The 25,229-nt window shown below is 71.1% G+C and carries 21 protein-coding genes; 11 read left to right on the top strand and 10 right to left on the bottom strand.

Features of this window, described 5'->3' with window-relative positions; translation table 11 throughout:
- The first annotated feature begins 283 nt into the window (after positions 1-283).
- From KDY119_RS00105 to KDY119_RS00095, 3 genes are all read left to right on the top strand, one after another.
- On the top strand, positions 284-862 hold the full coding sequence (locus tag KDY119_RS00105; RefSeq protein WP_036955261.1) for a PadR family transcriptional regulator: 579 nt from the start codon (positions 284-286) through the stop codon (positions 860-862).
- 88 nt (positions 863-950) lie between these two features.
- On the top strand, positions 951-2,042 hold the full coding sequence (locus KDY119_RS00100; RefSeq protein ID WP_036955263.1) for an inositol-3-phosphate synthase: 1,092 nt from the start codon (positions 951-953) through the stop codon (positions 2,040-2,042).
- A gap of 280 nt (positions 2,043-2,322) precedes the next feature.
- A complete protein-coding gene (locus tag KDY119_RS00095; protein WP_227994445.1) occupies positions 2,323-3,696 on the top strand; it encodes an MFS transporter in 1,374 nt (457 codons plus the stop codon).
- Here KDY119_RS00095 and KDY119_RS00090 read toward each other — a convergent pair.
- Positions 3,651-3,875, bottom strand: coding sequence for a hypothetical protein (locus KDY119_RS00090; RefSeq protein WP_036955266.1), 225 nt, complete (start codon positions 3,873-3,875; stop codon positions 3,651-3,653). The two genes, KDY119_RS00095 and KDY119_RS00090, sit on opposite strands and share 46 nt — an antisense overlap.
- 113 nt (positions 3,876-3,988) lie before the next feature.
- Positions 3,989-5,464: a CCA tRNA nucleotidyltransferase gene (locus tag KDY119_RS00085; RefSeq protein WP_036955267.1), complete on the bottom strand. Its 1,476-nt coding sequence runs from the start codon at positions 5,462-5,464 to the stop codon at positions 3,989-3,991.
- A 95-nt stretch (positions 5,465-5,559) separates the two neighbouring features.
- Here KDY119_RS00085 and KDY119_RS00080 point away from each other — a divergent pair, with 95 nt between their 5' ends.
- From KDY119_RS00080 to KDY119_RS00045, 8 genes are all read left to right on the top strand, one after another.
- A complete protein-coding gene (locus KDY119_RS00080; protein WP_083891259.1) occupies positions 5,560-6,168 on the top strand; it encodes an NUDIX hydrolase in 609 nt (202 codons plus the stop codon).
- A gap of 26 nt (positions 6,169-6,194) precedes the next feature.
- Positions 6,195-8,570 carry a DUF6049 family protein gene (locus KDY119_RS00075; RefSeq protein WP_153021780.1) on the top strand — a complete coding sequence of 792 codons (2,376 nt, stop codon included), beginning with the start codon at positions 6,195-6,197 and terminating at the stop codon, positions 8,568-8,570.
- Between the two features lie 110 nt (positions 8,571-8,680).
- Positions 8,681-10,501, top strand: a complete 1,821-nt coding sequence (murJ, locus tag KDY119_RS00070) for a murein biosynthesis integral membrane protein MurJ (RefSeq protein ID WP_227994444.1) — start codon at positions 8,681-8,683, stop codon at positions 10,499-10,501.
- Positions 10,502-10,577: 76 nt separating this feature from the next.
- The gene (locus KDY119_RS00065) at positions 10,578-12,401 is read left to right on the top strand and encodes a protein kinase family protein (protein ID WP_153021779.1); all 1,824 of its coding nucleotides are present in this window, start codon (positions 10,578-10,580) and stop codon (positions 12,399-12,401) included.
- Positions 12,402-12,534: 133 nt separating this feature from the next.
- Positions 12,535-13,551, top strand: coding sequence for a thioredoxin-disulfide reductase (gene trxB, locus KDY119_RS00060; protein WP_051136997.1), 1,017 nt, complete (start codon positions 12,535-12,537; stop codon positions 13,549-13,551).
- 68 nt (positions 13,552-13,619) lie between these two features.
- Positions 13,620-13,961 (top strand): thioredoxin, encoded by a 342-nt coding sequence (gene trxA / locus KDY119_RS00055; protein WP_036955272.1) that lies wholly within the window; start codon positions 13,620-13,622, stop codon positions 13,959-13,961.
- A 126-nt stretch (positions 13,962-14,087) separates the two neighbouring features.
- Positions 14,088-15,500, top strand: coding sequence for an aminotransferase-like domain-containing protein (locus tag KDY119_RS00050; protein WP_227994443.1), 1,413 nt, complete (start codon positions 14,088-14,090; stop codon positions 15,498-15,500).
- 159 nt (positions 15,501-15,659) lie between these two features.
- Positions 15,660-16,631, top strand: coding sequence for a D-alanine--D-alanine ligase family protein (locus tag KDY119_RS00045; protein ID WP_051136999.1), 972 nt, complete (start codon positions 15,660-15,662; stop codon positions 16,629-16,631).
- A gap of 121 nt (positions 16,632-16,752) precedes the next feature.
- On the opposite strand, the gene KDY119_RS00040 is transcribed toward KDY119_RS00045, so the two are convergent.
- From KDY119_RS00040 to rpmH, 8 genes are all read right to left on the bottom strand, one after another.
- Positions 16,753-17,958, bottom strand: a complete 1,206-nt coding sequence (locus tag KDY119_RS00040) for a ParB/RepB/Spo0J family partition protein (protein ID WP_083891296.1) — start codon at positions 17,956-17,958, stop codon at positions 16,753-16,755.
- 331 nt (positions 17,959-18,289) lie between these two features.
- Positions 18,290-19,747, bottom strand: a complete 1,458-nt coding sequence (locus KDY119_RS19310; protein ID WP_322619626.1) for an AAA family ATPase — start codon at positions 19,745-19,747, stop codon at positions 18,290-18,292.
- 198 nt (positions 19,748-19,945) lie between these two features.
- Positions 19,946-20,686: a 16S rRNA (guanine(527)-N(7))-methyltransferase RsmG gene (gene rsmG, locus KDY119_RS00030; RefSeq protein WP_036955278.1), complete on the bottom strand. Its 741-nt coding sequence runs from the start codon at positions 20,684-20,686 to the stop codon at positions 19,946-19,948.
- A 1,377-nt stretch (positions 20,687-22,063) separates the two neighbouring features.
- Complete coding sequence (locus KDY119_RS00025; RefSeq protein WP_036955280.1) at positions 22,064-22,567, bottom strand: Jag family protein; 504 nt, start codon at positions 22,565-22,567, stop codon at positions 22,064-22,066.
- Between the two features lie 86 nt (positions 22,568-22,653).
- Entirely contained in the window at positions 22,654-23,790 is a 1,137-nt protein-coding gene (gene yidC, locus KDY119_RS00020) for a membrane protein insertase YidC (protein WP_036955283.1), read from the bottom strand.
- Between the two features lie 41 nt (positions 23,791-23,831).
- A complete protein-coding gene (gene yidD / locus KDY119_RS00015; protein ID WP_083891262.1) occupies positions 23,832-24,140 on the bottom strand; it encodes a membrane protein insertion efficiency factor YidD in 309 nt (102 codons plus the stop codon).
- Positions 24,137-24,484 (bottom strand): ribonuclease P protein component, encoded by a 348-nt coding sequence (gene rnpA / locus KDY119_RS00010; protein ID WP_153021778.1) that lies wholly within the window; start codon positions 24,482-24,484, stop codon positions 24,137-24,139. Before rnpA ends, yidD begins: the two co-directional genes overlap by 4 nt.
- Positions 24,485-24,494: 10 nt before the next feature.
- A complete protein-coding gene (gene rpmH, locus KDY119_RS00005) occupies positions 24,495-24,632 on the bottom strand; it encodes a 50S ribosomal protein L34 (RefSeq protein ID WP_036955291.1) in 138 nt (45 codons plus the stop codon).
- Positions 24,633-25,229: the final 597 nt, after the last annotated feature.

Raw genomic sequence — 25,229 nt, 5'->3', positions numbered from 1 at the left:
AACCGATGTTCTTGTCAAGTACGAACTGTCTCGTATCTCTAGACGCTGGTCGACCAGTCGTCCTCATAGGGGGACGAGACCCGAAAGCTGCGGGCCTCACCGTCTCTGCGTTGGCCAACGTGACGTCGCCGCCCATGCTTATCCACAGTTGCCCGTGCCGTCCGCCGGTCCTTCACAAGCCCGTCGCCGGCACGAGGGTGTTTGCATCGAGGCATCGACTCGACGTAACCTCCCGATGTATCAACTCGATACATCGACTCCGAATCCCGAGGGGGGTGCCCGCATGCGCAGCCGATCCGACGTGCTCGAGACCGCCATCCTGGGCCTCCTCAAGGAGTCGCCCCTGCACGGCTACGAGCTGCGCAAGCGGCTCAACCTCGTGCTCGGGTCCTTCCGTGCCCTGTCCTACGGCTCGCTCTACCCGGCCCTCAAGTCCCTCGTGACCCGTGGGCTGATCGTCGGGACCGACAGCGCCGAGCTGAACGCCGCGCACCTCGCGCCCGCGCTCTCCGGCAAGCGTTCCCGCATCGTCTACGAGCTGACCGCCGAAGGCAAGGAGCACCTCCAGACCCTCCTCGCGCAGGCCGGGCCTGCCGCCTGGGAGGACGAGAACTTCGACGTCCGCTTCGCCCTGTTCGGGCAGACGGACGCCGACACCCGCCTGCGGATCCTCGAGGGCCGGCGCTCCCGGCTCACCGAGAGGCTCGAGGCGGTCCGTGAGTCCACCAACCGGTCTCGCGCACGCATGGACGAGTACACGTGGGAGCTCCAGCGCCACGGTCTCGAACAGGTCGAGCGCGAGGTCCGCTGGCTGGACGGGCTCATCACCGCGGAGCGCGACCGTCGTTCGCGACCGCACTGACGAGCCGCCCCGGACCACCCGGTCCGCAGGCAACCCAGCAAGCCGACGGCGAACGTCGCCCCGGCACTTGAGAAGGTAAGGAGCGAGGATGTCCTCCATCCGCGTCGCCATCGCAGGCGTCGGCAACTGCGCGTCGTCCCTGGTTCAGGGCGTCGAGTTCTACAAGGACGCCGCCCCGGACTCGACCGTCCCGGGCCTCATGCACGTCCAGTTCGGTGACTACCACATCTCCGACGTGGAGTTCGTCGCCGCGTTCGACGTCGACGCGAAGAAGGTCGGCTTCGACCTCGCCGACGCCATCAACGCGTCCGAGAACAACACCATCAAGATCACGGACGTCCCGCCGACCGGCGTGACCGTCCAGCGCGGCCCGACCTTCGACGGTCTCGGCAAGTACTACCTCCAGACCATCGAGGAGTCCGACGCCGCCCCCGTCGACGTCGTCCAGGTCCTCAAGGACAACAAGGTCGACGTGCTCGTGTCCTACCTCCCGGTGGGCTCCGAGGAGGCCGACAAGTTCTACGCGCAGGCCGCGATCGACGCGGGCGTCGCGTTCGTCAACGCCCTCCCCGTCTTCATCGCGTCCGACCCCGAGTGGGCCGCGAAGTTCGAGGCCGCGGGCGTCCCGATCGTCGGCGACGACATCAAGTCGCAGGTCGGCGCCACCATCACGCACCGTGTCATGGCCCGCCTGTTCGAGGACCGCGGCGTCGTGCTGGACCGCACGTACCAGCTCAACGTCGGCGGCAACATGGACTTCAAGAACATGCTCGAGCGCGAGCGTCTCGAGTCCAAGAAGATCTCGAAGACCCAGGCCGTCACGTCCAACCTCTCCGGCCCGCTCGCCGGCAAGAAGGACGACAAGAACGTCCACATCGGCCCGTCGGACTACGTCGCCTGGCTCGACGACCGCAAGTGGGCGTACGTCCGCCTCGAGGGTCGCGCGTTCGGCGAGGTGCCCCTGAACCTGGAGTACAAGCTCGAGGTCTGGGACTCCCCCAACTCGGCTGGCATCATCATCGACGCCGTGCGTGCCGCGAAGATCGCCAAGGACCGTGGGGTCGGTGGGCCGATCCTCTCCGCGTCGACCTACCTCATGAAGTCCCCGCCCGTGCAGACGGAGGACACCGAGGGTCGCGCGCAGCTGGAGGCGTTCATCCGCGGCGAGCGAGAGCGCTGACGCGGAGGTGACCTGAAGGTGGGGGCCGAGGAACGAGGCACCCGCCGCAAGGTCGGCGAAGAGACAGCGCGACCATCCGTCGGAGCGCTGACGCGGAGGTGACCTGAAGGTGGGGGCCGAGGAACGAGGCACCCGCCGCAAGGTCGGCGAAGCGACAGCGCGACCACCAGCGGAGCGCTGAGCCTTCCCGCTCTGAAGCACCCCTTGCGAGGGCCCGGCACGGTTCGTCCGTGCCGGGCCCTCGGGCTTTTCCGGAGAGCAGCCCCACTAGGCTGAGCCGGTGCCAGCGACCGAGCCTGACGTCACCGCGTCCGGCACCCCCCGAGGGACCGTGCTCACCGACCTGCGGGACCTCGGCCGCCTGGCGGGGTTCCGCAGGCTCATGGCTGCCCGCCTCACGAGCCAGCTCGGCGACGGCATGTTCCAGGTGGGGCTCGCCAGCCTCTTCTTCTTCTCGGCCACCACGTCGCCGAAGGGCGTCACGGCCACGCAGGTCGCTGCGGCGTTCGCGGTGATGCTGCTGCCGTTCACGATCGTCGGACCGTGGGCCGGGGTGTTCCTCGACCGGTGGCGCCGCCGCCAGGTGCTGGTCTACGGGAACCTGGTACGGCTGGTCCTGGCGGTCGCGCTGACGGTCGTGATGGCGTCGTCGGGCGTGAACGTCGCCGTGTACGTGCTGGCGCTGACGGCGCTGAGCGTCAACCGCTTCCTGCTGTCGGCGTTCTCCGCCTCGCTGCCGCACGTGGTGCCGCGCAGCCACCTCCTCACCGCGAACGCGCTCGTCCCGACGCTGGGCTCGATCGCCGCCGGCGTGGGCGGCGCCGTCGGCCTCGTGACGCGGCTGGCGCTCCCCGACGGCCGCGCCCAGGACGCCGGGGCCTTGGCGTTCGCAGCGCTTGCGTTCGCGGCCGCGTCGCTGCTCGCGACCCGGTTCGCCCGCTCCGACCTCGGCCCGGAGGTCGTCCGCAGCCGGGACGAGCTGCGCAGCGAGCTGGCGCGGACCGGGCGCGACCTCGTGGACGGGGCGCGCTACCTCCTGGCCCGCAGAACACCGGCGCAGGGCCTCGGCATCATCTTCGCGACCCGGTTCCTGTACGGCATGGTCTTCATCGCGTGGCTCCTGCAGTGCCGCAACCTGCTGTCGGACCCGTCCGACGTCGACGGCGGCGCCGTGAAGTTCGCCTCGGTGCTCGGCGCGACGGGGCTCGGGTTCGGGCTGGCCGTCGTCCTCACGCCGACGCTCAGCCGCTACACCGGCCCGCAGCGCTGGATCGTCGGGTGCCTCGGCCTCGCTGCCGTCGCGCAAGCGATCGCCGTGCACGTCGCCCTGCCCACGATCCTCGTCGCGTCCACGCTCCTCGGCCTCGCCGCGCAGGGCGCGAAGATCGCCGTCGACACGATCGTGCAACGCGACGTCGACGACGTCTTCCGGGGACGCGCGTTCGCGCTCTACGACGTCCTGTACAACGCCGGGTTCGTGGGTTCCGCCGCGCTCGCCGCGGCCACCCTGCCCGACGACGGCGACGCGCCGGGCGTCCTGGCCGCGATGGGTGCGGGGTACCTCGTGCTGGCGGTGGTGCTCGGTCGGTGGGGCGCCCGCGAGCCGGTTCAGCTCGCGACGACCTCCGGCAGCTCGGCGACCGCGACCTCGTAGTCCTCGGGGTGCCGGGCTCGATTGTCGTCGCACCAGCGGCACAGGGCGTCGTCTCCGACCCGCAGATCGTCGCCGCAGTCCCGGCAGAGCTCGGTCGCAGGCACGACGTCCGGCACCAGGGTCGGCGCGGCGTCCGATGCCGAGGCACGTCGCAACTCCTCCGTGGCCAGAGCGCTCATCCCGGGACCTTCCTTCCGTCGTCGTGCCCGTGCCCCCACTACCGAGCATGCTCCCGGACGCCGCCCACACGGACGCGACGCGCCCGCGACCGGCAACCTCGTCGAGAATGGGTTCAGGACTGCGCGGCCCACCACGCGAGGAGCTCCTCGCGGGCCGCGTCGGCACCGATCGACCCGCGGTCCATGCGCAGCTCCATGAGGAACCGGTACGCCTGCCCCACGACGGGACCCGGCCCGACCCCGAGGACCTCCATGATCTGCTGACCGTCGAGGTCAGGTCGGATGCGGGCGAGCTCCTCCTCGCCGCGCAGCCGCTCGATGCGTCGCTCGAGATCGTCGTACGCCTCGGAGAGCCGGCGCGCCTTGCGGCGGTTGCGGGTCGTGCAGTCGGCGCGCGTCAGCCGGTGCAGACGCTCGAGCAGGGGGCCGGCGTCCGTCACGTAGCGGCGCACCGCCGAGTCGGTCCACGCGCCGTCGCCGTACCCGTGGAAGCGCAGGTGCAGCTCGACGAGCCGCGAGACCGCCTTGATCGTGTCCTTGTCGTACCGGAGCGCCTTGAGCCGCTTGGCGGTCTGCTTCGCGCCCACGACCTCGTGGTGGTGGAAGCTGACCCCGCCCCCGGCCTCGAAGCGCCGCGTCGCCGGCTTCCCGACGTCGTGCAGGAGCGCCGCCAGGCGCAGGACGAGGTCGGGCGCGGGAACCGCGCCCTCGGGGCCGGTCTCCAGGTCGATCGCCTGCTCGAGGACGGTGAGCGTGTGCTCGTACACGTCCTTGTGGCGGTGGTGCTCGTCGATCTCGAGACGCAGCGCGGGCAGCTCGGGCAGGACGTGGTCGGCGAGACCGGACGCCACCAGGACCTCGAGGCCCGCGCGGGGGTTCCCCGAGAGGAGCAGCTTGTCGAGCTCGTCGCGGACGCGCTCCGCCGAGACGATCTCGATCCGGTCGGCCATCCCGCGGGCCGCCTGGAACGTCCCGTCCTCGACCGTGAACCCGAGCTGCGCGGCGAACCGGGCGGCCCGCATCATCCGCAGGGGGTCGTCGTCGAACGACCTCTCGGGCTCGATCGGGGTCCGCAGGACCTTCGCGGCGAGGTCGCCGAGACCCCCGTGCGGGTCGACGAAGACCAGGTCCGGCACCCGCACCGCCATCGCGTTCACCGTGAAGTCGCGGCGCGACAGGTCGCCCTCGAGCGAGTCCCCGAACGCGACGACGGGCTTGCGGGTCACGTGGTCGTACGCGTCCGAGCGGTACGTCGTGACCTCGACAACGACGTCGCCCTCCGGCCGGCCTGCGCGCCCTCCGAAGCGCTTGGCGCCGATCGTGCCGAACTCCTTGCCGATGTCCCAGTGGGCGTCGCCCCACGCGGACAGCAGCGCGAGCGTCTGGTCGGGCGTCGCGGACGTCGCGAAGTCGAGGTCGTTGCTGGCCCGCCCGAGGAACGCGTCGCGGACCGGCCCGCCGACCAGGGACAGCTCGTGGCCCGCCGCCCGGAACATGGCGCCGAGCTCGATCGCCGAGGGCGCGAGCTCCGTCAGGACAGCGAGCGCACGGCGCTGCAGCTCGAGCTCGTCGGACGTGGGGTTCGGCACGAGGGTCAAGCCTACCGAGTGGCTGCCGCGGCACGACGGCCGCACCGGGCCGCGTCGGTGACCGACCCCAGGGACAAGGTCGGTAAAGTTGATCTATGCCCACGCCCGCACCACCCCCAGGACGTCAGGGCATCCCGACGCCGCCCGGTGGGCACGCGCTGTGGGTCGACCCCGACGAGCTGCGCCAGGTGCACGTGTCGCCGTCGGCGTCGCTGCCCGTCTCCGAGGAGATCTCGGCCGGGGGGCTCGTGGTCGACGACGACGACGTCCCCCGCGCCGCGGTGATCGCCCGGCGCAACCGCGGCGGACGGCTCGAGTGGTGCCTGCCGAAGGGCCACCTGGAGGGCGAGGAGACGCCCGAGGAGGCGGCCGTCCGGGAGATCCGCGAGGAGACGGGGATCCAGGGCACGGTCGAGAGCCACGTCGGCACCATCGACTACTGGTTCACCGGTGACGACCGGCGCGTCCACAAGGTGGTGCACCATTTCCTGCTGCGCGCGGTCGGCGGCATCCTGACGGTCGAGGACGACCCCGACCAGGAGGCGGAGGCAGCGGCGTGGATCCCGCTCGACGAGCTCGAGTCCCGTCTGGCGTACCCGAACGAGCGACGAATCGCCCACGCGGCGCACGAGGCGCTGCGCGGACGGCCCACGTGGACGCACGTGAGCTCGAGCATCACGACGCACCGCGCGTCCGACGCATGAGGCGGCGGCACGCCGCACCGGGGCCGATGGCCCGGACGACGGCGAAGGTGGTCCTCGTCGGCGTGCTCGCCACCCTGCTCGCGGGCACCGGGCTCGCCGCGGCGGCGGTCGCGGCGCCCGCGCACGTCACGACCCCGGCGGCCACCGCCGCCAAGAACACGGTGACTGCGACCCTCGTGAGCCTCAGCCCCCGGATCACGCGACCGGGCGAGGACGTCACCGTCACCGTCGACGTGCACAACGGCACGAAGAAGACGATCGCCGAGCCGCACGTGTCCCTCTCCCTCAACCGGATCCGTCCGTCGACACGGACCGACCTCGACACGTGGGTGGACGCGGCACCGGACGACGCCGTCGGCACCGTCCTGGCGAGCGCGGACGCCCCCGACGAGCTGGCCCCTGGCGGCACCTGGCACGCGAGCGTGACCGCGAAGGCCGAGACCATCGGCCTGACGGCCGTCTGGGGGCCACGCCCGCTCGCCGTGACGGTCACAGACGGTGAGAGCTCGTCGCCGACGACGGCGCCCCGGCTCGCGGTCCTGCGTTCCTTCCTCCTCTGGTACCCGGTGGGCGCCGAGGGGGAGGCCGCGTCGTCTGAGACCGTCACCCCCGTGAACCTGTCGATCGCCGTCCCCCTCACCGGCCCCGCCGTCGAGCCGGCCGAACCCGATGCCACGTCGGCAGGCGGTGGCGATGCGGACAGCGACGCGGGGGCCGACGACACGTCGACCGACGCCACCGCCGCCGGGGCGTCCAGCGCGTCCACCGCCGCACTCGACGCCGCGACGTCGGGCCGCCTCGCCCACGTCGTCGACGCGACCGCCGGGGCCGACGGCGTGACCTGGGTCGCCGATCCTGCGCTCGTGGCCTCGGCCTCCCGGTCGAGCGCCTCGGCCGGCTGGGCACGCGAGGTCTGCGCCGCCGCCAAGGCACGCGACACGTACGTCCTCCCCGCGTTCGACGCCGACGTCGCGGCGCTCGCGCACGCCGGCCACGACATCCCGCGCGGGTCCGCGGCCGTCACCACGGCCCGCTGCGGCACGTCCGAGACCGAGACGGACCTCCGGCACGCCTGGAACGACGGCCTGGCGTGGCCGGCCACCGGGTCGCCGGACAAGACCACGTACACCGCGGCGGTCCGCTCCGGGCGCTCGCTCGTCATCGCGCGCAGCAGCGAGGACGGCGCGCTCTCCCCCGTCGACCCGTCGTCGACGTCGACGCCCGACGCCGTCACGACCGTCGATACCTCGGCCGGGAACGCCACGGCCCTCGTCGCGGACGACCAGCTCAGCGACCTCCTCGCCCGGACCCGCGACACCGCTGCGGCGCTCCAGCTCACGCTCGCGCAGACGGCCGTGATCGCGCGCCAGGCGGACTCGAACCCCGCGGAGGCCGCCCAGCTCCTCGCGACCCTCCCCCGGAGCTGGGACCCGGACCCCACGACCGCGGGCGAGGAGCTCGACGCCCTCGACGACGCGCCGTGGATCGCGCTCCAGCCGCTCAGCACGCTCGCGAAGTCCCAGCCGGACGACCGGCCGCGCCGCGCGCCCGCCGCGTCGTCGGCGTCGGACAAGGAGCTCGACCCGGAGTCGGTGGACGCGCTGCTGAGCGCGCGCTCGTCGGTGGGGCGGTTCGCGACGATAGTCGAGAACCCGAAAGCGGTGACCGCCCCGATCGAGTCGGACACCCTCGCACCGCTCGCGGTCGCCTACCGGGCCGACGCCGAGGGCCGCGCCGACGCCGTCCGCTCCGGCCTCGACGCCGCGCGCGCCGTGACGGCGAGCGTGTCCGTCGTCGGGGGCAGCACGCTCAACATCATCAGCGCGCAGGGGGACCTCCCGGTCACCGTCCGGAACCGCCTGGACCAGCCCGCGCGCGTGCGCGTCGAGCTGCACTCGACCGACCCCAAGCTCAAGGTCCTCAAGACGCCCGAGGTGACGGTCGCCGCGCACGACAGCCAGACCGTCGGCGTGCCCGTGCGCGCGATCGGCAACGGCAACGTGTCCGCCTACGTGGAGCTGCTCACACCGTCGGGCAGCACCATCACGACGGCGCCCGCGTTCGACGTCCGAGTCCGCGCGTCCTGGGAGACCGTCGCCACCACCGTGATCGTGGTGCTGCTCGGGCTCGGGCTGGCCGCAGGCATCTGGCGTACGGTGCGTCGTGGACGGTCGAGCGCCCGGGTGACCCGCGCCCAGGCCCCCGAGGCCGAGGTCGCGGGCACGCCCGAGGCCACGGGTCAGGTCCCCGTGGCGCCGTCGGCACCCGGTAACGTCCCTCCCGGCCCGCCCACGCGCGGACCCGACAGCCCGCCCCCGGCGCCGCACGATCCCGCACGCCACGACACGGAGGACCAGTCATCGGACCCCGCCACGCCCGCAGGCCGCAGCGGTCCCGCCTGAGCGGGGCCGGGCCGGAGCGCGCGCCCAAGCCGTGGGACCGCCGGGCGCGGGCCGCACGGCCGGCACAGGGCGCGGCCGGACCGGACGCGCGGTGGGACGACACGTCCGACATGCTCGGCAACGACGTGGACGTCGCGGGCCGGACGGCGCTGGGCGACATCGAGATCCCGGCGCTCGAAGAGGCGTACCTCGAGGCCACGACCATGCCGATCCCGGTCGTCGGTCCCGACGCGCCGGAGGGAGCTGCGGGTGCGGGAGAAGCCGACACCGAGGCCCAGCCGGCCACCACGACGGGAGCCCAGGCGTCACTCGGGCGGAGCACCGCGCTCATGGCGGCCGGCACGGCGGTGTCACGGGTGCTCGGGCTCGTTCGCAACATCGTCCTGGTCGCTGCCGTCGGTGTGACGGGTGACGTCGCGAACGCCTTCGACGTGGCGAACAAGCTCCCGAACATCCTGTTCGCGATCCTCGCGGGCGGCGTCCTCAACGCTGTGCTCGTACCCCAGATCGTCCGGGCCTACCGCGCCCACAACGCCCAGGAGCGCCTCGACAAGCTCCTCACGCTGGCCGGAATCGCGCTCGTCGTCATCACGGCCGTCCTCACGCTCGGGGCGAGCGTCGTCGTCGGCTTCTACACGAAGGGCTGGTCCCCCGCGCTCCTGCACCTGGCGGTCGCGTTCGCCTTCTGGTGCATCCCGCAGCTCTTCTTCTACGGCATCTACACGCTGCTCGGCCAGGTGCTCAACGCCCGCGGACAGTTCGGACCGTTCATGTGGGCGCCCGTCCTCAACAACATCGTCGCGATCGCAGGGACAGTCGTCTACATCGCCGTCTACGGACGGTACGTCAAGGGCGGGCCGACCTCCGACCCCAGCACCTGGGACGGGCCGCAGATCGCCCTGCTCGCCGGGACCGCGACCGCGGGCATCGCGGCGCAGGCCCTCATCCTGCTCGTCCCGCTGTACCGTCGCGGCTTCCGCTGGCGTCCGCGCCTCGGCCTGCACGGCATCGGGCTCCGCTCCGCGGGCAACGTCGCCGGCTGGACGTTCCTTGCCGTCCTGCTCGAGCAGGTCGGCATCGCCTTCATCACCCGGTTCGCCTCCGCCGCGTCCTCAGCCGCAGACACCACCTACGTCGCCGGCAACGCGGTCTACTCGCAGGCCCTCATGATCTACCTGCTGCCGCACTCGCTGGTCACCGTGTCCATCGCGACGGCGCTCTTCACCGGGATCGCCGCCGCTGCCTCGCGCAGCGACCTGGACGCGGTCCGACGACTCCTCTCCCACGGGCTGCGCACCGTCGGCGTGTTCACGTTCTTCGCGACCGGTGTCGTCGCGCTCCTCGCCGGGCCGCTCACCAAGCTCCTGGTGCCTTCGGCGAGCGCCGCGGACGGCCACGCGATCGCGCAGGTCCTCACCGCCATGGCGTTCGGGCTCGTGGGACTGGGCGGCATGGTCCTGATGAAGTGGGTCTACTTCGCGTTCGAGGACGGGCGCACGGTCTTCTGGATCCAGGTGCCGGCGACCGGGCTCCTCGTCGTCCTGTCCTGGGTCGGGACGCTCGTCCTGCCGCCGCACCTGTGGGTCGTCGGGATCGGCGTCGCCATGGCCGTGTCCAACACCGCCACCGTGCTCCTGCGCACCGCGGGCGTCTCACGCCTGCTGCACGGCCTCGACGGTCCGCGTATCGCCAGTCAGCATGTGCGCGTCGCCCTTGCGACGCTCCTCGCCGCGCTCGTCGGAGCGCTCCTGCTGTGGGTGCTCCCGGGCAGCGGGACGGGGTCGTGGTTCGCTGCGCTCGCGACGGTGGTCGCGGCCGGGGTCGTCATGTCGGCTGTCTACTTCGCCGGGCTCCGGGTGCTTCGCGTCACCGAGCTGTCCGACCTCCTGGCACCTTTCGTGAACAAGCTGCGCAGGCTCGCGCGTCGATGACCGCGCCTCCAGGTCTCTCTTGGCGCTGATGCGTACCATGAACTCGCAAACCCGCCCACGACCCCAGCGAGGACACGTGACCGACATCGGCACCACGCTCGTCGCGCGCTACGCGCTCACCGCGCCGCTGCCGCACGACCTGACGAACGTGGCCGTGTGGGCCGCCGACGACCAGGTCCTCGGACGTCAGGTCCGGGTGGTGCTCCCGTCCGGACCGCACGTCGCCGCCACGCTCGACGCCGCGCGTCGGGCAGCCCTCGTGAGCGACCCCCGCCTGCTGCGCGTCCTGGACGTCGGCGTCGACCGCGTCGCCGACACCCTCGGCGGGCCCGGCACCGAGGTGCCCTACGTCGTCACCGAGACGATCTCCGGCAGGACGCTCGGCGAGCTGGTCGCGGCCGCACCGTTCAGCGCCGGCGTCGCGCGCACGATCGTGGGCGAGGCCGCCGCGGCGCTCGAGTCCGCGCGACGCCGCGGTCTGCACCACTGGGCGCTGCGCCCCGAGGCCGTCCGCATCGTCGGTGACCGCGTGCTCGTCACGGGCCTGGGCATCGACGGGCCCGTCACCGGGCTCGAGGAGGCCGACGGCGACCTCGGGTCGCGCCGGGACGCCGACGCACTCGTCGGGCTGCTCTACCACCTGCAGAGCGGCCGCTGGCCGGGGAACGGGCTCGAGGGCGACTGGCTCCTCGCCGACGCCCCCCGGCCGGTACCGGCGCCCCGCTCACGCGACGGCGCTCCCGTCGGCCTCGACCAGCTCGCGCCCCAGGCACCCGGGGACCTCGTGACCCTGTGCGCGGCGACGTTCACGACGGGCACCGGTCCGCGGACGCCCGCCGAGGTCGTCGCGGCGCTCGAGCCCTGGGCGGCGCTGCCCGGTGAGGCACCGACGAGGCCCGCTCCGGTCGAGGCCGCCCGGGCTGCCGCTCCCGCTGCTGCCGCTGCGGCCGCAACTGCGGCGCCGGCTCGTGAGTCTGTCCTCCACCCCGCTGTCGCGGGTCCCGCGACGGTCGGTGGCGCAGCTGCAGCACCCGTGGCGACCGCCTCGATGCCGGCCCCGGCCGTCCCGCCGCAGCAGCAGTCCTGGGCGACGCAGTCGGGCAGCGCGCCCTCGAACCAGGTGCCCGGCGGCTCCGGATGGGACGGCCCGAACGGACCCGGGGGTGGCACACCCGACGGTGGACCGTCGCCGCTCCTGCCGGAACCGCCCCGGTTCTCCCGCGACCGCCTGCCGCGGTCCGCGGACGAGGTCGAACGGCACCGCTTCGACCCCACCCGCGTCGTGCTCGCGCTGTTCACCGCCGGCGTCGTCGTCGCGACCGCGTTCGCGGTCGTCGGCCTGACCCACAACTTCAAGCCGGCCCTGGTCTACAACGAGAAGGCGTCACCGGCGGCCGCGGCGGGACCACAGCCCACCACGACGTCCGGCGCGACCCAGCAGCCGACCGCTCCCGCACAGGAGGACGTGCGGCCCGTCATCGCGAGCGGGCAGCAGGTGGACCCGCCGCCCCAGGGCGACCAGAACGAGCACCCCGAAGCTGCGGACCGCGCCTACGACGGCGACCTCAAGACGTACTGGTTCACGCGGACCTACAACACCCCGCAGTTCTCCGGACTGAAGTCCGGTGTGGGCTACGAGATCACGCTCGAGCGGTCCGCACCCGTGAGCCGGATCGTGCTCGACACCAACAACTCCGGCGGGCACGTCGAGGTCAGGGCCACCGACGCCAAGGACCCCACGGACGGCCCCGTCCTGGCGTCGGCGAGCTTCTCCGCGGAGACGACGCTGAAGTTCGACGAGCCCGTCAAGGCCAAGCGCTTCGTCCTGTGGATCACCGAGCTCCCCAAGACCGCGGAGGGCAAGAACCGCGTGGAGCTCAACGAGATCCAGATCTCCTGACGTCACCCGTCACCTCTGGCCCGCCGACGCCGGTGGGACGAGGGCCCACGTGGGGCGTGCGTCGTCGTCCGTGGAGACGGAACAATGGGAGGCAGGCCGTGGTTGAAGGCGGCGACACACCCGAGGAGCAGCAGTGACCGAGAGCACGCCCACGACGCCCGCCGTCGTCCCCGACACCACCCCCCGCGAGATCGTGATCGTCGGCTCCGGACCAGCCGGCTACACGGCAGCCGTCTACGCCGCGCGCGCGGGCTTCAAGCCCCTGGTCCTTGCCGGGTCCGTGACTGCGGGCGGCGCCCTCATGAACACCACCGACGTGGAGAACTTCCCCGGGTTCCCCGACGGCATCCTCGGTCCCGAGCTCATGGAATCCATGCAGAAGCAGGCCGAGCGGTTCGGCGCGCAGATCGAGTGGGACGACGCGACCGAGGTCGAGCTGGACGGTGACGTCAAGGTCATCCGCACCGCGAACGGCGAGACGTACACGGCCAAGGCCGTCATCCTCGCGACCGGCTCCGCATACCGCGAGCTCGGCCTCGAGGGCGAGAAGCGGCTCTCGGGCCGCGGCGTCTCGTGGTGCGCGACCTGTGACGGGTTCTTCTTCCGCGACCAGGTGATCGCCGTCGTCGGCGGCGGGGACTCGGCAGTCGAGGAGGCCACCTTCCTGACGCGGTTCGCGTCGAAGGTCGTCATGGTCCACCGTCGCGACCAGCTCCGGGCGTCGAAGATCATGGCCGACCGGGCGGCCACCGACCCGAAGATCGAGTTCGCCTGGAACAGCGAGGTCGTGGGGGTCCACGGCGACGCGAAGGTCGACCGGCTGACGCTGCGTGACACCGTCACCGGCGAGGACCGCGAGCTCGACGTCACCGGCCTCTTCGTCGCCATCGGTCACGAGCCGCGCACCGACCTCGTCAAGGGTCAGGTCGACCTGGACGAGAACGGCTACATCCTGGTCCAGGGCCGTACGACGCTGACCAACCTGCCCGGCGTCTTCGCGTGCGGCGACGCCGTGGACCACCGCTACCGCCAGGCCATCACAGCCGCCGGGTCCGGCTGCTCCGCCGCCCTCGACGCGCAGGCGTACCTCGACGAGGTCACCGGCGTGGCCTCGCTCCCCGAGCAGGCCGTCGAGGCCGTCGTCGCCTGAGCGACTCCCCCCCGTCCGCAGCCCGACGCCGACCCCCCGGCCGGCCCGTCCTCTTCCCGGAGGTTCCCATGGGTGACTACACCGCCCCCGTCACTGACGACTCGTTCAAGGCCGACGTCCTCGAGTCCGACGTGCCCGTCCTCGTCGACTTCTGGGCCGAGTGGTGCGGGCCGTGCCGCCAGGTCGCGCCGATCCTCGAGGAGCTCGCCGAGCAGTACGACGGCAAGGTCAAGGTCGTGAAGCTCGACACCGACGCGAACCCGCAGGTCACCGCGGCCTACGGCGTGGTCTCGATCCCGACGCTCAACTTCTACCGCGGCGGCGAGCTCGTCCGCTCGCTCGTCGGCGGCCGCCCGAAGCGCGCGCTCGCCGAGGAGATCGACGCGGTCCTCGAGGGCGCCGGCGCGTGATCTCGCGCCTCGGCGAGCCGGGGCCGCGCACCTGAGACGCACGGCCGGGGCGGCCGGATCCACGTGGTCCGGCCGCCCCGGCCGTCTTCACGTTCTCGTCACGACGCCCGTGCGACACTGGGCAACGTGACCGAGAACCTGAGCCCCCAGCCCGCGACGTCCCCGACCACGGCTTCCGCCGCGGCAGCGGCGCGCGCGGCAGCGGCAGGTTCCGGGACCGCAGCCGCTGGCACGCGGCTCGACCCGTGGTTCGGCTCGTACGCCGACCGGGCGCACGGCATGCGTGCCTCCGAGATCCGCGCCCTGTTCGCCGTCGCCAACCGCCCCGAGGTCGTCTCCCTCGCCGGGGGCATGCCCTACCTCAAGGGCCTTCCCCTCGACGCCATCGCGACGTCCGTCGCGGAGCTCGTCGCCACCCGCGGCGCCACCGCGCTCCAGTACGGCAGCGGCCAGGGCGACGAGAGCCTGCGCGAGCAGATCATCGAGGTCATGCGCCTCGAGGGGGTCTCGGCGCATCCCGACGACGTCGTCGTCACCACCGGCTCGCAGCAGGCGCTCGACCTGGTGACCCGGATCTTCGTCAACCCGGGCGACGTCGTCGTGGCCGAGGCGCCGTCGTACGTCGGGGCGCTCGGCGTCTTCCGCTCCTATCAGGCGGAGGTCGTACACTCGCCCATCGACGAGCACGGCATCGTCCCGGAGATCCTCGAGGAGACGCTGACCCGGCTCGAAGCAGCGGGCAAGACGGTCAAGCTCCTCTATCTCATCCCGAACTTCCATAACCCGGGCGGCGTCTCGATCTCCCTGGAACGGCGGCCGCGGATCGTCGAGATCGCCCAGCGCCACGGCGTCCTCGTGCTCGAGGACAACCCGTACGGACTCCTCGCGTTCGACGGCGAGACGCTCCCCGCGCTGCAGTCCTACCACCCCGACGGCGTCGTCTACCTCGGGTCGTTCTCCAAGACCTTCGCACCCGGGTACCGGGTCGGTTGGGCGGTCGCGCCGCACGCCGTGCGTGAGAAGCTCGTCCTCGCCTCCGAGGCCGCGATCCTGTGCCCGTCCAACGCGTCGCAGATGGCGATCTCGACGTACCTGGCCACCTGCGACTGGCAGGGTCAGGTCAAGCAGTTCCGTGAGCTCTACCGGGAGCGCCGCGACGCGATGGTCGGGGCGCTCGCCGAGCACCTCCCTTCGGCGTCGTGGACCGTGCCCGCAGGTGGGTTCTACACCTGGGTGCGGCTGCCGGCGGGACTCGACGCGAAGGCCATGCTGCCCCGCGCCGTGACCGCGCGGGTCGCCTATGTCCCCGGGACCGCGTTCTATGCCGACGGCTCAGGCGCGGACCACATGCGCCTGTCGTTCTGCTATCCCACGCCCGACCAGATCCGTGAGGGCGTCCGACGGCTCGCCGGCGTCGTCTCGAGCGAGCTCGATCTCGCGACGATCTTCGGCACCGGAGACGCAGACGGCTCCCCCGCATCGTGGAGCCGTCGGTCCTCGCCGGACGACGTCCAGGCCCCCGGTCCCGACCTCGCCTGAACACCCGTGCGTCCGGGCGGTGCCGCTCCGGCGGACCGCCCGGACACGTGTCGTGGGGTCGAGAGCCTCGCGGCACACCGGTGAGATTCGACCGCGACCCCTCACCCGGTACGGGTGCCCGTTCACCCCGCTCAGCACGCCCCGACCCGGAGGCCTCACGTGACACAGCCCAGCAGCAACCGCGCCTCCCACGACCTCCGCGTCGTCGTCCTGGCCGGAGGGCTCTCGCACGAGCGTGACGTCTCGGTCCGCTCCGGGAGGCGCGTGGCCGACGCCCTGCGGAGCACCGGGGTCGACGTCGGGGTGCACGACGTCGACGCCGGTCTCGTCCCCGCGCTCCAGGAGATCGGGCCGGACGTCGTCTGGCCGCTGCTCCACGGGGCGACCGGCGAGGACGGATCCGTTCGCGAGATCCTCGAGCTGCTCCGACTCCCGTACGTCGGCACCGGCCCCCGCAGCAGCCGGGTCGCCTGGAACAAGGAGATCGCGAAGGGGGTCGTCGCGGCCGCAGGCATCGCCACACCGGACTCCGTGACCCTCCAGCAGGACCTCTTCAGGGAGCTCGGCGCGGGCGCCGTGATGGACGCCATCGTCGAACGACTCGGCCTGCCCCTGGTCGTCAAGCCCTCACGCGGGGGCTCGGCCCTCGGCGTCAGCATCGTCGACCGTCCCGGCGACCTCGCCCGCGCTCTCGTCGCGTCGTACGCCTACGGCGACACGGCGCTCGTCGAACGCGCGATCGTCGGCACCGAGGTCGCCGTGAGCATCGTCGAGCGCGAGGACGGGCCCGCCGCGCTCCCGGCCGTCGAGATCGTCACCGAGGGTCCCTACGACTACGACGCGCGCTACAACCCGGGTCGGAGCCAGTACTTCGCTCCGGCACGTCTGGACGCCGACGTCACCGAGCGAGTCGCTGCCGCTGCCCTCACAGCCTTCCGCGCCCTGGGACTCCGCCATCTCGGTCGCGTCGACCTCATCGTCGACGCCGACGGCGTCCCCCACTTCCTCGAGACCAACGTCGCGCCCGGTATGACGGAGACGTCGCTCTTCCCGCAGGCCGTCCTTGCCGCGGGAACGTCGATCGCGAAGGTCTATCGCGACATCGTGGAGCGTGCAGCCCGCACGCAGTGACAGCACGGCTTCATGGATCCCGGACCTTCGACAGCCAGGTCCCGGCTACCGCGCCGAACGACGCGAGGGCGCCCGTCAGTGTCGACGGGCGCCCTCGGGCTTTCCAGGCTCTCAGTGGCCCTCAGCGCCGCAGGAGGCCCGGGTCCTCCGGTGCCATGACGTCGAGGATCCGGTTCAGGTCTTCGACCGATGCGAACTCGATCGTGACCTTGCCCTTCGACTTGCCGAGGTCGACGCGCACGCGCGTCTCGAACCGGTCGGAGAGCCGGGACGCGAGCTCGTCGACCGCTTCGCTCCGCTGGCCGGCGCGGGGCCGGTGCTGCGGCGCCTTCTCCTCTCCGACACCCAGGGCCACGATCTCCTCGGTCGCCCGGACCGAGAGCCCCTCCGACACGATCCGCTGCGCGAGTCGCTCGATCGCGGCGCCGTCCGAGAGCCCCAACAGCGCACGGGCATGGCCCGCCGACAACACCCCTGCGGCGACGCGGCGCTGGACGAGCGGAGGGAGCCGCAGCAGCCGGAGCGTGTTCGAGATCTGCGGACGCGACCGGGAGATCCGCGTCGCGAGCTCGTCGTGGGTGCACCCGAAGTCGTCGAGAAGCTGGCGGTAGGCGGCCGCCTCCTCGAGGGGGTTCAGCGCCGACCTGTGGAGGTTCTCGAGCAGCGCGTCGCGCAGCAGGTCCTCGTCGTCGGTGACGCGAACGATCGCCGGGATGACGTCGAGCCCGGCGGCCTGGGTAGCACGCCACCGCCGCTCGCCCATGATCAGTTCGAACTGCCCGGCCTCGTCGGGTGCGGGTCGCACAACCACCGGCTGAAGGACGCCGATCTCCTTGATAGAGCCGACGAGCTCGTCGAGCTCGCCCTCGTCGAAGACCGTCCTGGGCTGACGTGGGTTCGGCCGGATGCTGTTCACGGGCAGTTCCGCGAACGACGCACCCGGAACGGGAACGAGGCCACCCTGCTCGTCGGCGGACCGCGCCTCTCCGGTCGCCGCCCCTGCGGAGTCGTCGGCGCCGTGGGCCTCGACACCCCCGTCCCGGCTCGTTCCTTCGACCGTGGCGCTGGCCGGCGCCTCGTCGGGTTCAGTTCCGCCGAGCTCTGCGGCAGTCGTCTCTGCGCGCTCGACATCGCCCCCTGCGTCCGGCCGATCGAACGCCGCAGCGACGGAATCCGGAGGGACGCTCTCTACCGGGGCCCCGTCCGACTGCGAGGCTTCCCCTGACGTCGGGGCGTCCTGCGACTTGTCGTCGACGACGTCCGCACCCGTCGTTGTTCCGTCGGGATCAGACGTGTCCGTCGTCGATTCGGGCGACTCGTCCGACACGCTGTCCGCCTCCGCGGCCGGGGTGGCGTCGTCGAACTGCGCCTCGTCCGCGCCAGCCGGGAGCGCATGCGCCGTGTCCCCCGCGCTGTCGATCGCCTCGGGCGTGGCCTCGGCCGCGTCGCCTGCGCTCGTTTCACGTGAAACATCGACGGGGGTTTGCTCGGACGCGGAGCCGTCTTCCCGCGGGTCGATAGTCGCGACACCCGCCTCACGCGGTCCACCGGCCGACGCGGCGGCAGGGAAGAAGACGTCCACCGGCCGCTCCCCCTCGGAACTCGTGGGGATCAACGCACCCAAGCCACGCCCGAGGCCACGGCGACGTTCCTTCATGTCAGCTCACCTGCTCTTCCTGGACGGCGCGATCCGCGCCGGCCGTCACCGGACCACGTTCTGAAAGTTCGCGCGCCGCTTCGAGGTACGCGAGGGCGCCCGACGAGCTCGGGTCGTACGTCACGACGGTCTGCCCGTAGCTGGGCGCCTCCGAGATCCGCACCGATCTCGGGACGGTCGTCCGGAGCGTCTGCGCAGCGAAGTGCTCCCGAACTTCGCTCGCCACCTGTTGGGCGAGGTTGGTCCGCGCGTCGTACATCGTGAGCAGGATCGTCGAGACGTGCAGCTCCGGATTCAGGTGGGACTGGATCAGTCCAATCGTCTTGAGCAGCTGCGTCAGGCCCTCGAGCGCGTAGTACTCGCACTGGATCGGGATCAGCACCTCCCGCCCGACGACGAAGGCGTTCACGGTGAGCAGCCCCAGGCTCGGGGGGCAGTCGACGAAGATGTAGTCGAGGGGTGGCTTTCCCTCCCGCTCGAGCTGGGCCATGTAGGCATCCAAGGCCCGCCGGAGCCGTGTTTCACGTGAAACCACGGACACGAGCTCGATCTCAGCGCCGGAAAGATCGATCGTCGCGGGCACGCACCACAGGGAGTCGATATCGGGGCACTGCTGCACGATTTCCGCGATCGGCGCATCCTCGATCAGCACCTCGTAGATCGACGGCGTGCCCGCGCGGTGGTCGACCCCCAACGCCGTCGACGCGTTGCCCTGGGGATCGTTGTCGATCACGAGCACATGGAGGCCCGACCGCGCGAGCGCAGCGGCCAGGTTGACGGTCGTCGTCGTCTTCCCGACGCCACCCTTCTGGTTCGCGACGGTGATGACACGCGTCTGCTCAGGTCGCGGCAGCGTCCTGCCTTCGAGCTCGATCCGTCGCCTCACATCGCGGGCCAGCTCCGCGGCGAGGGGTGTCGAGTCGTCGATCTCAGGCATCGCGGCGAGGAGCTCGGCGCGTGTGTCGTGAGCTGCCGGCAGCGTGAGCGCTGGATCCAGCTCCCGTGACTCACTGTTGTTGTCCCCAGCCACAGATCCATCCTCACCCGCAGGATTCTGCGGTTCTTCGCTCTGGTCGGCGCTGATATCCACAGCCCCCTGTGGATCATCCTCTCTTGCTGGTGCGAGCTGGGCTTCGCCCTCCCCTGCGGTGAACGACTGTCGAACGAGCGCGTCGCCTGCTTCACGCGCAGCCTGGTCGTCGTCCTCCCCGACGGCGTTCTCGCTCACGAGCTGAAGGTGCGCCGCCTCGGCGAGAGGAGAGGGTGACGAGTCCGGTGACATCGCAGCATCGAGGGACGCTGGCGACTCGGTGGGCGGGGGCACCAGGCCGGTGGGACGCGGCTCGATGAGAGACGGTTCGGGGAGAGACGGCTCGGTGGGCGGCGTCACGATCGGCATCAGGATCGTCGGAGTGTCGGAAGGTGTTTCACGTGAAACCTTGCCGTCGTCGGCCGACACCTCGAACTCCGGCTGTCCAGGTGTCGTCGGTACGGGCTCGACGCGCTGCGCACCTTCCGCACGGCGGGGGGTATCAGGTGCCTCGTGCCGTGAGAATCGTGAGAACCAGCCGCCCGATCCACCCCGTGGCATCCCGCTGTCACCGTCCTTGTTGTCCGACATCGCTACTGAGAACTTCCCCGCTGACGCTACAGGTCATCACACCGATCCCCGGCGCGGCACGCGCACGACCACCGTGTCCTCGACCACTGGGATGGTCGGCGCCCGCAGGACTGTGGGCTCACCAGCGCCGAGTCGACGAAGCACCTTGCGCGCCGCGGGTATCTCACGCTCCACGTTTCGACCCTTGAGCAGCACGAGCTCACCTTCGCCGCCCAAGAGGGGCAGGCCGATCCGAGCGAGCTTGTCGAGCGAGGCGACAGCACGCGCAGTCACCGCCTCGACCTCGAATGCCCCATGAAACTCCTCGGCACGCCCTCGCTTGACCTCGACGTTGGACAGCTCAAGGACCTCACGCATCTCGCTCAACCAGGCGCACCGGCGCTCCATGGGCTCGATCAGCAAGACCTCCACCGCAGGCAGCATCGCCGCGACGACGATCCCGGGCAGCCCGGCGCCGGATCCTAGGTCCGCGACGCTCCCCGTCGTGGGGAGATAGGGCACGACGGCGGCCGAGTTGTAGATGTGTCGGGACCAGATCCGGTCCACCTCACGAGGGCCGATCAGACCTCGCTCCTCCCCGTCGCTCGCGAGCCGATCGGCGAACAGCTCAACCTTCGCGAACGCTTCGCCAAAGTAGTCCGGGGCCGCTTCGCGGGCCGCTGTTTCACGTGAAACATCATCAAGACCGTCTAGGGAGGGGTCAGGCGACTCCTGCTCCCCTCGTCTTGTCGCAGCGGCGTCCGACGCCCGTGCTCCTTCATGCGGGTGCGAGTTCACCGGCCCATCATTCCCTACCCTGAGCCGTCCGTGAACCCGAGAGTCGGGTGATCAGATGGTGCACGCAATCGACCCTGACCTGGCTCCTGCTACCGATGTTGAAGTGAACTCCGAGCGAACGCAGAGGCGGGGGCCGTGGCAGACGGCGAATCCGGTGCCCTTGTCTACCTGGCCGCCCCACGTCTCCACCGTGGCCACTTCTGAGCGGAACGTACCTCGCACGCGTGAGACCACGATCGCGGCGTGACCCCCGCCTCGGGTTCTCAGCTACGCGAACTCGAGATGAGGACGTGCCAGGGTTCTACTCCGGCCTCTGAAACAGATCGATTTGTTTCACGTGAAACCGTGTCGCGGCGGACGACGATGACCCGACAGCACGAAGGGCGCACCGAGGGCGGGGTCGCCAACCCGTCTTCGATCTCGTCCGCCGGAAGTCGATCAGCATCTCTGCCAGCCCCACGGACGGACGGCCCGCGCGCCACCATCGCATGCTGGTGAGCGCACAGGACGCAGCAGCAGGGCCACCTCCGCAGCGACCAGTGGCGGACACCTCCAGCCCGGTCGCACTGTTGCCGCGTACGGCGACCCCTGCATATCGATCACATGCCGAGCCCTGTCGGGCTGGGCCGCGGGCGCCCCCGGCCCTGCCTCCGTATCGCTGGCAAACGTCGCGCTGTCACCCCTCGAGCTGATATCCGTGGCGCGTTTCACGTGAAACCACCTCAGGGCGACTCCTGGCACCGACAATCCCGCGGGTCGAACCTCGGTCGGATCCGACGGACCCACCGGGTATGGTTCATCCCGCCTTCTAGACGCACCTCCGGCGCCGCCGGCATCGCCGGTCAACTTCCGGCTCTTCGGCTCGAGCCCGACCCTGGCGCTTCGTCACAACCCGCGGTAGCCCCGCTCGGCTCTCGCCTCGCCCGCCTCTCGCCGCCGATCGGACCGACCGACTCTCAGAGCGACTGCCCGTCGTCACGGGCGCGTTGGATCCGAAGCCCTAGCCTCTCCCCACCAGAACCTCTCCTGCAGCCGCCTGATCGACGTACTGGGCGCCGAACGAGCACGCGGGGTTGCGGCTGATGACTCGGGGCTGAACGCCACTGCGACACGCCTCGTTTCACGTGAAACCCCGCCGGCTGAGCCACCACGACGGTGACCAGCGAAAGACACTCGGCGAGCACCACGCCGGTCAAGGGAACCCTTGCGACGCGCACCGACGAGCGAGACCACCCTTGCCGTCCTCCCCTGTGCAGGCAGTGGCCCCGACGCCCGAATCCGCGTGGGAACGCCGGGAGGGAGGTGTGGGCAGAAAAGAGCGAAGGGGCGTCGAGCCCATCGGCTCGACGCCCCTCCCGCGATCTCGTGGTGACACGGTCAGGCGGGGAGCACCACCACGTACCGCTCGGGCTCCACGCCTCGGGAGTTGCTCGACAGCCCGGCCGCCGCCACCTGATCGTGCACGACCTTGCGTTCGAACGCGTTGAGCGGGTCGAGGGCGACTTCCTGGCCCGACTCCCGCACGGTCGAGATCGCCGACTCCGCGAGAGCGACGAGCTCCGTCCGCCGCGACGCGCGGTAGCCCGCGACGTCCAGCATGAGCCGGCTACGTTCGCCCGTCCGGGTCTGTACAGCAAGGCGCGTGAGCTCCTGGAGCGCCTCGAGCACCTCGCCGTGAGAGCCGGCGAGGTGCCTCAGCGCACCCGGCGCCTCAGCGGCGATCTCCACGGCCGCGCGGTCGTTCTCCACGTCGATCTCGATGTCGCCGTCGAGGTCGGCGATGTCGAGAAGCTCCTCGAGGTAGTCGGCGGCGATCTCGCCCTCGTCCTCGAGCCGCTTGGTCGGGCTCGGCGCAGCCGATTGCGTCTCGGACGACGTCATGAGGTTCTCCTTCGGTTCAAGCGGACGGTCGCCGCGCGTCCCTGCGCAGGCGGACTCGGGCTGGTGGGGCTGGCGAGCGCGGAGCGCTATCGCTTTTTGCGCTTCTTGCCAGAGCCAGGGCCGGCAGGACGCTTCTGGGGGTTGTTCCCGGAGCCCGTGTTCGGGCCGGCCTGCTTCCCGCCCGCGGGACCCTTCGGCGCCGAAGGCTGCGACGGAGTAGGCGCCTCCGACGGGGCGGACGCGTTCTCGGCGTCGGCGTCGCCGGTCGCAATGCCCGCCGTGGCCGGCTTCGCAGGACCCTTGTTACGGTCCTTCCGCTTGGGCTGCTGACGCTGTCCACGCGGCGCCTCGATGATCAGGGGCTCCTCGGGGATGATGCCCTTCGCGCGATCGCGGGCCGCCTTCTTCTCCTTGTAGATGCGCTCTGCCTCGGAGCCCGGTGCGGGCATCCGCTTGATGGTGTAGAACTGCTGGCCCATCGACCAGAGGTTCGTCGTGGTCCAGTAGACGAGGACACCGATCGGAAAGTTGATGCCCGAGATCGCGAAGACCACCGGGTAGCCCCAGAGCATGAGCTTCTGAGTCTGTGCCATCGGGCCCTGGAGCGCCGCCTTCGGCATGTTCTTCATGGTGAGCTGGCGCTGCGTGAAGAACGTCGTGGCACACATCGCGATGATGAGGATGGCCGCGGCAACCTTCGCGTTGGTGCCCTCGGCACTCTTGAACACATCGGACAGCTGCGCGCCGAAGATCTGCGACGTCTCGACGTCGTGCGCGACGGACGCATTGATGGGACCGATGGCACCGCGCTTGCCGTCCGCGATGTCCGGCAGATGGTTGAGCACGCGGAACAGCGCGAAGAAGATCGGCGACTGCAACAGGATCGGGAGGCAGGAAGCGAACGGATTGGTCCCGTGCTTCCGGTACAGCGCCATGGTCTCGCGCGAGAGCGCCTCACGGGAGGCAGGGTCGCTCTTGCCCTTGTACTTCTTCTGGATCGCCTGGAGCTCGGGCTGCATCATCTGCATGCCGCGCGACGCCCTGATCTGCCGGAAGAACAGCGGGATCAGGATGATGCGGATGACGATGACCAGGCCGACGATCGACAGAACCCACGCGAAACTGGGCCCTTCGGAGAAACCGACATGGGTCAGCACCCAGTGGCAGGCGTACATGATCCATGCGACGGCCCATTCGATGGGCCCGAGGATCGTGTCGAACATGTGTCAGTGCTCCCTGGTTCGGGGGGTCCCGTGGCGCGGCATCAGACCGCAGTGCCGGACAGGTGGTGGTGGTCGTTGTGCTGACCCTCATGGAGAGTCGGCGAACGCCACTCCCCGAGCGGCGGGACGTCGTCGACCCCGCCCTTGCTCCAGGGGTTGCAGCGCAGCAGTCGCCAGGCAGCCAGCACGAGGCCCTTGAGGATCCCGTGGCGCTCGACCGCGGTGACCGCGTAGCTCGAGCACGACGGGTAGTACTTGCAGGTGGCAGGTCGCATCGGTGAGACGAACCGCTGGTACCAGCGGATCGGAGCGACGAGCGTGCGACGTGCGCCCCGGGCGGCACGGCTCATCGCGCCCTCTTCCGGAGAGCTGAGCGAAGCGCACCGTCGAGATCGTCGGCCAGTGCGTCGAAGGTGGCGCCGGCGGACGCGGGCAGTGCCCGGACCACGACCGACGAGCCGGCTGGGAGCATGCCGAGGTCTCGGAGCGACGCGGCCCGGAGGCGGCGCTTCACGAGGTTTCGGTTCACAGCGTTCCCCACTGCCTTGGATACGACGAAGCCGACCTTGGCCGGTCCTGCGCCCCGTGCGGGGGCGAGATGGACCACCAAGGTCGACCGTCCCGCGCGGACCCCCGTCCGTACCGTCGCGCTGAACTCCTGCGGGCGGCGGAGGCGGTGCGCTGCGGGCAGCACCGTCGAGGGCTCAGGCGGAGAGCTCGGCGCGGCCCTTGCGGCGACGAGCCGAAAGGATGGCGCGGCCGGCACGGGTCCGCATCCGCAGGCGGAAGCCGTGGGTCTTCGCACGGCGGCGGTTGTTCGGCTGGAAGGTGCGCTTGCTCACGGGGGCTCTCCAAGAACGTCGGGAGGTGCGTCCCCGACTACGCCGGGGATCACGGGTCGTGCACGTCTGTTGCTCCGGGACTGGCGTCGTGTTCGCCACACAACCAGGGGCACGCGCGACGCAGGTGCGCGGGCACGCCGAGAAAGCCCAGAACGGCTGTCCAACGCTACGTCACCGTCCCGCCGAGGGTCAAACCCGGCGCGAGATCTGCACGTCACAGCTGGTTTCCACACCTGGGGACGACCAGTCGGACCACTGGGGCCGTTTGTCCACACACCCTGTGGGAATCCACGTCGATGCTCGTCGGCCGCGTGGTGACCGACCCGTGCTCACCGCTGCCATCCCAGCGTTTGCGCATCGTCCATCTTGCGTCCACCGTGGTGTGAACGACCTCTCACCGTTTCCCACAAGCTGTGGACAACTATGTGGACAGCGATCCTCCGTGGCAGACTGAGCCAGCCCCGCGAGCGGTCCGGTGCGCCCACCTCCGAGCCCGACACGGGACCGTCGTCGACGGCAGCACAAGGGCGTCCTGCTCCGCCGGCCGACAGCAGCGCCAGCCCCACCCGCCACCAGCCGTCCCGAAGGATCCTGCCC

It is taken from the genome of Luteimicrobium xylanilyticum, assembly GCF_009429125.1.
Classification (GTDB): Bacteria; Actinomycetota; Actinomycetes; order Actinomycetales; family Cellulomonadaceae; genus Luteimicrobium; species Luteimicrobium xylanilyticum.
This window is presented reverse-complemented; position numbering and strand designations above follow the sequence as displayed.